This is a genomic window from Pseudonocardia charpentierae (assembly GCF_031845345.1).
In the GTDB taxonomy this organism is placed as follows: Bacteria; Actinomycetota; Actinomycetes; order Mycobacteriales; family Pseudonocardiaceae; genus Pseudonocardia; species Pseudonocardia charpentierae.
Map to the genome: position 1 here is coordinate 18,656 of NZ_JAVREJ010000039.1, position 8,869 is coordinate 27,524.

General features: G+C 71.8%; 7 protein-coding genes and 1 pseudogene. 5 read left to right on the forward strand and 3 right to left on the reverse strand.

All coding sequences use genetic code 11. The annotated features are described in order from the left end of the window. Window positions 1–121: 121 nt before the first annotated feature. Window positions 122–1,660: an ATP-dependent DNA ligase gene (locus RM445_RS29615; protein ID WP_311560167.1), complete on the forward strand. Its 1,539-nt coding sequence runs from the start codon at window positions 122–124 to the stop codon at window positions 1,658–1,660. On the opposite strand, the gene RM445_RS29620 is transcribed toward RM445_RS29615, so the two are convergent. After that, entirely contained in the window at window positions 1,650–2,546 is an 897-nt protein-coding gene (locus RM445_RS29620) for an aminoglycoside phosphotransferase family protein (protein WP_311560168.1), read from the reverse strand. The genes RM445_RS29615 and RM445_RS29620 overlap by 11 nt on opposite strands. A gap of 72 nt (window positions 2,547–2,618) precedes the next feature. Here RM445_RS29620 and RM445_RS29625 point away from each other — a divergent pair, with 72 nt between their 5' ends. Continuing rightward, window positions 2,619–4,052, forward strand: coding sequence for a GuaB1 family IMP dehydrogenase-related protein (locus RM445_RS29625; RefSeq protein ID WP_311560169.1), 1,434 nt, complete (start codon window positions 2,619–2,621; stop codon window positions 4,050–4,052). A gap of 71 nt (window positions 4,053–4,123) precedes the next feature. Here RM445_RS29625 and RM445_RS29630 read toward each other — a convergent pair whose 3' ends face one another. Both RM445_RS29630 and RM445_RS29635 read right to left on the reverse strand, forming a co-directional pair. Next, complete coding sequence (locus RM445_RS29630) at window positions 4,124–5,440, reverse strand: PhoH family protein (protein ID WP_311560170.1); 1,317 nt, start codon at window positions 5,438–5,440, stop codon at window positions 4,124–4,126. Window positions 5,441–5,808: 368 nt separating this feature from the next. Beyond that, a complete protein-coding gene (locus RM445_RS29635; protein ID WP_311560171.1) occupies window positions 5,809–7,047 on the reverse strand; it encodes a DUF885 domain-containing protein in 1,239 nt (412 codons plus the stop codon). 325 nt (window positions 7,048–7,372) lie between these two features. Here RM445_RS29635 and RM445_RS29640 point away from each other — a divergent pair, with 325 nt between their 5' ends. From RM445_RS29640 to RM445_RS29650, 3 genes and pseudogenes are all read left to right on the forward strand, one after another. Next, a complete protein-coding gene (locus RM445_RS29640; protein WP_311560172.1) occupies window positions 7,373–7,792 on the forward strand; it encodes a hypothetical protein in 420 nt (139 codons plus the stop codon). A 174-nt stretch (window positions 7,793–7,966) separates the two neighbouring features. Continuing rightward, entirely contained in the window at window positions 7,967–8,368 is a 402-nt protein-coding gene (locus RM445_RS29645; protein WP_311560173.1) for a hypothetical protein, read from the forward strand. 302 nt (window positions 8,369–8,670) lie between these two features. Next, a pseudogene (locus RM445_RS29650) lies at window positions 8,671–8,869 on the forward strand (hypothetical protein); the annotation flags it as partial.

The following is an 8,869-nucleotide window of genomic DNA, read 5'->3' on the forward strand; positions in this document are numbered from 1 at the left end:
CTCAAGCGGGAGTGCAGCATGGTGGCTTTGCTGCACTCCGACCGCAGCAAAGCCACCATGCTGCGAACCCCGGTACCCCTGGGCGGCGGTTCCTGTCGGTGGGCGCTGCTTCAATCGGAGCGTGCTGCTCGCCGAGGTCGTCGCCTGCTCCGCCGCGGTCGGGGCCACCCGCGCCCGTACCGCGAAGGCTGCCGCGCTGGCCGCGTTGCTCCGCGCCGCGGCACCGGACGAGATCGAGCCGGCCACTGCGTGGCTGACGGGCGAGCCGCGCCAGGGTCGGCTCGGGGCGGGCTGGCGCACTCTCGCGAGTCTGGACGTGCCGCCCGCGGCCGAGCCGAGCCTGGAGATCAGGGACGTCGAGGCCCGGCTGGACGCGCTGGCCGCCACCTCCGGCACGGGATCGACGGCCCGTCGGTCGGCGCAGCTCGACGCCCTGTTCGGCGCCGCGACGGCGGACGAGCAGCGGTTTCTTCAGAGGCTGTTCACCGGCGAGCTGCGCCAGGGCGCGCTGGAAGGCGTGATGTTGGAGGCCGTCGCCGTGGCCGGCGAGGTCCCGGCTGCGACAGTGCGCCGGGCGTTCATGCTGTCGGGCCGGTTGCCGGACACCGCCCGGCTCGCGCTCACCGGCGGCGTCGTGGCGTTGGAGGCGGTGGTCGCCGAGGTCGGCCGCCCGGTCCGGCCGATGCTCGCGAGCCCCGCCGAGAACCTCGGCTCCGCGCTCGCCGAGCTCGGGTCGGACGTCACGGTCGAGTACAAGCTGGACGGGGCCCGCATCCAGGTGCACCGCGACGGCGACGAGGTCCGGGTGTGGACCCGCACCCTGCGCGAGGTGACCGAGCGGGTGCCCGAGCTGGTGGAGGTGGTCCGATCGCTGCCGTGTCGCAGCGTGATGCTCGACGGCGAGACGCTGGCGCTGCAGGACGACGGCCGTCCGCGCCCGTTCCAGGAGACCGCCAGCCGGTTCGGAGCCGACACGCACGAACTGCTTCTGCGGCCGTTCTTCTTCGACTGCCTGCACCTCGACGGCATCGACCTGATCGACGAACCGCTGTCGCGCCGGCTGGAGGCGCTGGAGCGCGCAGCCGGTGCCCACCGGATGCCGGGCGTGCTGCGACCGTCGGCCGACGAGGCCGCCGCGCTGCTGGAGCGCGCGCTGGCCGCCGGGCACGAGGGTGTCATGGTCAAGGCGCTCGACAGCCCGTACGCGGCGGGCCGGCGGGGGCGGGCCTGGCAGAAGGTGAAACCGGTGCACACGCTGGACCTCGTCGTCCTCGGTGCCGAATGGGGGTACGGCCGGCGTACGGGAACGCTGTCGAACATCCACCTCGGCGCGCGCGACCCGGACGGCGGCGAGCCGGTCATGGTCGGCAAGACGTTCAAGGGCATGACGGACGCCCTGCTCGCCTGGCAGACGGAGACCTTCCCGCAGTACGCCCGCGAGCGCGGGCGCAACGAGGTGCTGCTGCGCCCCGAGCTGGTGGTGGAGATCGAGCTCGACGGTGTGCAGCGCAGCACCCGCTACCCCGGCGGCGTCGCCCTGCGCTTCGCGCGGGTCGTCCGTTACCGGCCCGACAAGACCGCGGCGGAGGCCGACACGATCGACGCCGTGCGGGCCCTGCTGCCCGCCCGCACCCCGAACGGTGGGGCGATCAGGAGCTGATCCGGCTCACGAACCAGCGGATGTAGCCGTCCCACTCCGGATCGTCACCGAAGACGTCGCGGAACGCGATCATGCACGACGCGAGGTACACCGCCCGCAGATCCGAGCAGAGGGCGAGTTGCTCGGGCTCCGCCCAGCCGTCGCCCGCCGTCGGGTCCATCCAGCGCAGCAGCGCGAGGTCGTAGCCCACCGGGCCGCGGCAGACGTCCTCGAAGTCGATCCACCGCAGCTCGCCGCCGGTGGCGTGGAGATTCCCGGGATGCAGATCACCGTGCAGCACGGTCACGTCACCGGGGGCGGCCGCGAACGGTGCGAGGCGCTCGTGCGCGCTCAGCAGCCGGTCGCGCTCCTCCGGGGTGAGCACGTCGGGGTGGCGGTCCAGCGCGGCGAGGCCGCGCGGGACGTCCTGGTGCACCGGGGCGAGGAGCGGCAGCTCGCCGGGATAGGTGGCCAGCGCGGTGTGCAGGTCCGGCAGCATCGCCACGCAGTCGGCGGCGCCCGGTGTCCGGTCGGTATCGGGCGGCGCCCACGTCGTGAACGTCATGGCCAACCCGTCGCGCTCGTGCGGGCCCGGCGGGAGCTCGCGGCTGTTCCCGACCACCGGCGCGCCCACGGCTTCGAGGTGGTCGGTCACCGCCACCTTCCGCGCCAGCCAGTCCGTGATGTCGGGCCGGAGCTCGGCGGTCCAGGTCGAGATCCCGGCCACCACGGGGGCGGGCGCCAGGTGCACCTGCACCGAGAACCGGTCGTTGAGCACCACCGGCTCGTCGACTCGGAGCCCGTGCTCGCGGGCGACGGCCACGGCGGCCGCCACCGCGCGCCGCGTGCGGTCCGCGCGGCGGCGGGGCCGCTCGTCGGTCGTGGCAGGGACGACGAGATCAGGCATGTCCTCCCGACCGTGGGCGACCACACAACTCATCGGTCCACGGAGGTGGAGGCCGCGTAGAATCCCTTCACCGTGCGCTTCCTCGACGGCCAGGTACCCGACCGCGATCTCACCTACGACGATGTCTTCCTCGTCCCCGGCCGGTCGGCGGTGACCTCCCGCTTCGACGTCGACCTGACCACGGCCGACGGTTCCGGCGCAACGGTGCCCATCGTGGCCGCCAACATGACGGCGGTCGCGGGCCGCCGGATGGCCGAGACCCTGGCCCGCCGCGGAGGGCTCACCGTGCTCCCGCAGGACGTCGCGCCGGACGCCATGGCCGGGATCGTCGAGTGGATCAAGTCCCGGCACCCCGTGTGGGACACCCCGCTCGTGCTGCACACGGACGACGCGGTCGCCGATGCGCTGAACCTGCTGCCCAAGCGGGCGCACGGCACCGTGGTGGTGGTCGACGACGCCGGCCGCCCGGTCGGAACGGTCGACGAGGGGGCGTGCACGGGTGTCGACCGCTTCACCCGCCTCGCCGACGTGCTCGACCCGTCGCCGCTGACCCTGCCGCTGGACGCCCCGCCGCGGGAGGTGTTCGAGGCCCTCGGCCCGCGCGGGGTGGCGCTCGGTCTCGACGCCGACGGCCGGCTCGCCGGCCTGCTCACCTCGCTCGGCGCGGTGCGCGCCGGGATCTACGCCCCGGCCGTCGACGACCGCGGCCGGCTGCGGACGGCGGCCGCCGTCGGGATCAACGGCGACGTCGCGGTGAAGGCGAAGGCGCTGCTCGACGCAGGAGTGGACGTGCTGGTGGTCGACACCGCCCACGGCCACCAGGAGAAGATGCTCGACGCACTGCGGGCGGTCCGGTCGGTCGTCGACGAGGCCCCCGTTCCTGTGGTGGCCGGCAACGTGGTCACCGCGGCGGGCGTGCGTGACCTCGCCGAGGCCGGCGCGGACATCGTCAAGGTCGGCGTCGGACCGGGCGCGATGTGCACCACCCGGATGATGACCGGCGTCGGGCGCCCGCAGTTCTCGGCCGTGCTCGAGTGCGCCGCCGCCGGACGCGACCACGGGGTGCGCATCTGGGCCGACGGCGGCGTCCGGCACCCCCGCGACGTGGCGCTGGCCCTCGCGGCAGGGGCGTCGGCCGTCATGATCGGCTCGTGGCTGGCGGGCACCTACGAGTCGCCGGGCGACCTGCTGCGCGACGAGTCCGGGCGGCCGTACAAGGAGTCGTTCGGCATGGCGTCCAAGCGCGCGGTCAGCGCCCGCACGCGCGGCGACGGCAGCTTCGACCGGGCGCGCAAGGCCCTGTTCGAGGAGGGCATCTCGTCGTCGCGCCAGTGGCTGGACCCGCAGCGCCCAGGCGTGGAGGACGTGCTCGACGGGATCTGCTCGGGCGTCCGGTCGGCCTGCACGTACGCGGGCGCCCGCTCGCTCGACGAGTTCACCGCTCGCGCCGTGGTCGGCATCCAGACGGCGGCGGGCTTCACCGAGGGCACTCCACACGGGCTCTGACCCATGCAGCGAAAGCGGCTTTCAGTGCGCTCAGTGCACCGAAAGCCGCTTTCGCTACGTCAGGGCGGGCGCTACGCCCCCGGGCCCTCCAGCATCTCCGTCACCAGCGCCGCGATCGGTGACCGCTCCGACCGGGTGAGGGTGACGTGGGCGAACAGCGGGTGGCCCTTCAACTTCTCGATCACCGCTGCGACGCCGTCGTGCCGGCCCACCCGCAGGTTGTCGCGCTGCGCGACGTCGTGGGTCAGCACGACCCGCGACGCCGTGCCCAGGCGCGACAGCACCGTCAGCAGCACGTTGCGCTCCAGCGACTGCGCCTCGTCGACGATGACGAAGGAGTCGTGCAGCGACCGGCCGCGGATGTGGGTGAGCGGAAGCACCTCCAGCATCCCGCGCGCCAGGACTTCGTCCATGACGTCCTGGCTGACCACGGCGCCGAGCGTGTCGAAGACGGCCTGTGCCCAGGGCGCCATCTTCTCGCTCTCGCTGCCGGGCAGGTAGCCCAGCTCCTGCCCACCCACGGCGTAGAGCGGCCGGAACACGACGACCTTGCGGTGCTGCTGGCGTTCCAGCACCGCCTCCAGTCCGGCACACAGCGCGAGGGCCGACTTGCCCGTACCGGCCCGGCCGCCCAGCGACACGATCCCGACCTCGGGGTCGAGCAGCAGGTCCAGCGCGATCCGCTGCTCCGCCGAACGACCGTGCAGCCCGAACGCCTCCCGGTCGCCACGGACCAGCCGCACACGCTTGTCCGCCGTCACCCGGCCCAAGGCCGCCGAACTGCCGCCGAGAAGCCGCAGGCCGGTGTTCGCCGGCAGGTCCCGGGCGGCGTCGACGTCGATGACGCCGTCGTGGAACAGGCTGTCGACGTCGGCGCTCGTGACCTCGAGGTCCGCCATGCCCGTCCAGCCCGAGGGCACGACGTCGAGCGCGTGGTACTCGTCGGCTGCAAGACCGACGGCCGCGGCCTTCACCCGCAGCGGCATGTCCTTCGTGACCAGCACGACCTCGCCGAGCCCGGCGGCGCGGCGCTCCGCGGCTAGGTTGAGCGCACAGGCGAGGATGCGGCTGTCGTTGGCGTCGCTGCGGAATCCTGCGGGGAGCACCTCCGGGTCGGTGTGGTTGAGCTCGACGTGCAACGTCGCCCCGCCCGACCCGATGGGGACCGGGGCGTCGAGACGGCCGTGCAGGATGCGCAGCTCGTCGAGCTGACGCAGGGCGGTGCGGGCGAACCATCCGAGCTCGGGGTGGTGGCGCTTGCCCTCCAGTTCGGAGATGACCACCAGCGGGAGGACCACCTCGTGTCCGTCGAACCGGGTCAGTGACCACGGGTCGGACAGCAGGACCGAGGTGTCGAGCACGTAACAGCGGGTGGGGCTGTCGGTCACGGATGCTCCCTCGCGGGCGCGGCACCGCACCCACGTCTCCGGTGGGCCGGGCTGCCGTGGCGCGACCCCCGCACGACGCGGAGGTACCGCGCCGACAGGGTCCGCGAGAGCCGGGTGCCGGCCCTCTCAGGTGAGAGCCCTCCTCGAACACCGTCCCGCCGCCGTACCGGAAGGTACGTCGCGGCGTCCGGAGATCGAAAAAGGCTCAGTAGCACCAACCAGGGCCTCCCGGGCGGTCCGCATCGGCTACGGCCCGCCACTGCGGACGATATCGGCGGTCGACCCGGTGCGGTCAACAGCAACACGGACAGATCATCACGCCGGTCGCCCAGAATTAACGCTCCGGCCTACCGTTCGTCGTTGATCCGCTACCGCCCGTCGTAGATCAAGCAACCCTCAGTACTCGTACGGCCGCGGAGCGCGCTCGGCACGAGCGGAGCATCAAGGAGGCGGAGGTGCTCGTCGACGGGGTCGGCACCGGTCCGTGAGAGCCACGCGCGCACCAGTGCGGTGCCCTCGACCGAGGCGACGACCTGTGTGCGCCACAGCGGGCGGGCGAGCGCGTCGACCACCCGGCGCGCGCGGTGGTCGTCGAGCAGCAGCCATCGCCGCAGGTGTGCCCGTGCGGCTCCCACGCCGTCCGCCGTGGGCCGGCCGTCGCCGTGGAGCAGCAGCGCCGCGTCGAGCCGGACGCGCCGCAGGGTCGCCAGAGCGACGTCCACCCGCTCGGCGAGGCGACCGTCGGTGTCGACGCCGGCCGACGCGAGGACCTGCTCGCTCCACGGCCCCCACCCGGCACCGACGGCAGTGTCGAGCGCGCACTCGGCGAGGCCCTCGGACAGCACGGTCCACGGAGAACCGGCGACGGTCACGGCGAGCTCGGCGTGTCCGCGCGCGGCGGCGAGCTCAGCCCGGATGCACTCGACGTGGTGGCCGGGGTAGGTCTCGTGCGCGAGAAGGCGCGGCAGCCGGCCCGCGGTCGGCCGTGCGCCCGCATTGATCCGCACGACCGAGCGGCCGTGGCCGGAGTAGGTGTGCAGGGCGCTCCACGGGCCGTCGTCGACGATGCGGTGGCTGACGGCTTCGGACGGCGGCAGTCCGTAGCGGGGAGCCACCCGCGCCCGCAGGCCGGTCGTGAGCGCTCCGACGACCGCGCCGAGCCGGTCGGGATCGACGGCATCGCTCGTCCGTTGGGCGGCCAGCCGCTCGCGGAGCGGCGCACTCCCGGGCAGCAGCGCGGCGAGCTCGCGGTGGGCGGCCCGGTACTCGTCGGGTTCGCCCGGCACCGCGGCGACGTCCAGACACGCCTCCACCTCGACGGCGAACGGCACGTGCTGGCCGGCGAGCCGGCGGGCCCGCCACTCGACGGCCCGCAGCTGCCCGGCGAGGAAGCGTTCGCGACCGGGGTCCAGGCCGCAGTCGGGAAGCTCGGCTGCGAGCCGGCCGGCCCGCTGCACCAGCTCCGCAGCCGTCGGCACGGGTTCTGCGGCAACGGCCCGGCGCACCACCCGGTCCGCCGTCACGACCTCGACGAGCTCCGGAACCAGCCGTCGGAGCCGCAGCGCGAGGGCCACGAACTCCCGCCCGGCCCGGTTCGCCTCGCTCACTGCCACACCCTACGGCCGGACCGCGGAGACAGCCCCCGATCACGCAGTGTGCGATCGGGAAAGGTTTCGCCTCCACGGGGTGAAAAGAGATCACGCTGAGTTCGTGTGCGTCGGGCACCGAGCCGCATTCCTCGTCGACGAGTCGCCTGATGGGAGGCGTAACCGGTCGTCCAAGTAATCAATTCACTCGATAGTGGTAAGCAATTTGAAACAACGGCCTACGCACCACTAGCTTTATCCGCAGTCGGCGAGTGCTCCCCTGTCAACGCCGACCTGAATTGAGCGCCCGACGTGGTCGGCCTCACGACCCACCAGGAGATCTGCTGTGCTGAAGAAGGCTGGAATCATCCTCGCCGCCACGACCGCCGGCGTTCTGGCGCTGAGCCCGCTGGCGTTCGCCGGCGACAAGGGCCACGACGCCGACAAGCACTACGGCAAGGACCACAAGGGTCACTCGCGCGTTGTCGAGAACGACGTCAACTCGGACAACATCTCGAACGACTGCCAGTTCGGTAACACGACCGGCGCGACCAACCAGGGTCTCTTCGGTGGGTCGAGCCTGCTCGGCGTCCTCGGACCGGTGACCGGCGCCGTCGCCAACGCGCCGATCCAGACGAACCTGCTGAACTGCAACAACGTGAACCTCGAGGACGCGGTCGACATCAACTCGAACAACGCCGACACCAGCGTGCAGCGCACCTGGATCGACGACTCGTTCAACGGCGGCAACGGCCCGCGCCGCTGACGCTAGTGTTTTCCCGGAGGGCTCGGACCGTCGGTCCGGGCCCTCCGGCGCTTTCTTGACAGATGCAATCACCCGATCAGGTGCGTAACTTTCGGCTCGAATTCGGCGACCACTCGATAGTGGTACGGAATTTGAATGCCCTGCGCTAGTGCGCTACTTTTATCGTGGTCGGTGATGCTCCCCCCTGTCGCCGACAGGAAATCAACTGATCCGGAGCACTTCCGGACCCTTCACCAGGAGATGAACATGCTCAAGAAGGCTGGAATCATCGCGGCCGTCGCGGCCACCGGTGTGCTCGCCCTGTCGGGCCTCGCGCTTGCGGACACCACGGAGGGCAACCTCACCAACGACTGCGCCTTCGGCAACACGACCGGCGAGACGACGCAGGGCCTCTTCGGCGGGTCGGGCCTGCTCGGCGTGCTCTCCCCGCTCACGGGCGCGGTCACCAACCTCCCCGTGCAGACCAACGCCGCCAACTGCAACAACGTGCAGCTGAAGGACCTGGTCGACAGCGGCTCGGGCAACACCACCGCGACCGTCACCGAGCGGGAGATCGAAGACTCGTTCAACCGCTGATCGCGGACGCCTCACCAGAAGGGCCCGGACCGCATGGTCCGGGCCCTTCTGCACGCCCGCAGCAACGTCTGCCGGACACCCGTCATACCAGTGCGCGCCATATCTCCCGGACCACGATTTCACCCGATCGGGAGCGTAACCAGAACACAAAAAGAATGGGTCACCCGATAGTGGTACCGGAGTTGATAAACGACGATCCGCCGTATAGCTTTCTCCTCAGTCGGCGTCGGCTCCCCAACCCGGGCGCAGACTTGAAGAAAATGCTCCGGACCGCGTCCGGACCACTCGTCAGGAGACGAACTGTGCTGAAGAAGGCTGGAATCATCGTGGCCGCGGCCGCCACCGGCTTGCTCGCCGTGTCCTCGGTCGCGTTCGCGGACACCACGGAGGGCAACCTCACCAACGACTGCGCCTTCGGCAACACGACCGGTGAGACGTCGCAGATGCTCGACGGCGGCAGCAGCCTGCTCGGCAGCCTCGCCGGCCTCATCACCGGAGCGG

What these genes read in the sequence shown, in the direction of transcription:
- RM445_RS29620 (WP_311560168.1), bottom strand. Translation starts at nt 2,546, where the DNA reads ATGCCTGATCTCGTCGTCCCTGCCACGACCGACGAGCGGCCCCGCCGC.
- RM445_RS29645 (WP_311560173.1), top strand. Translation starts at nt 7,967, where the DNA reads ATGCTCCCCCCTGTCGCCGACAGGAAATCAACTGATCCGGAGCACTTC.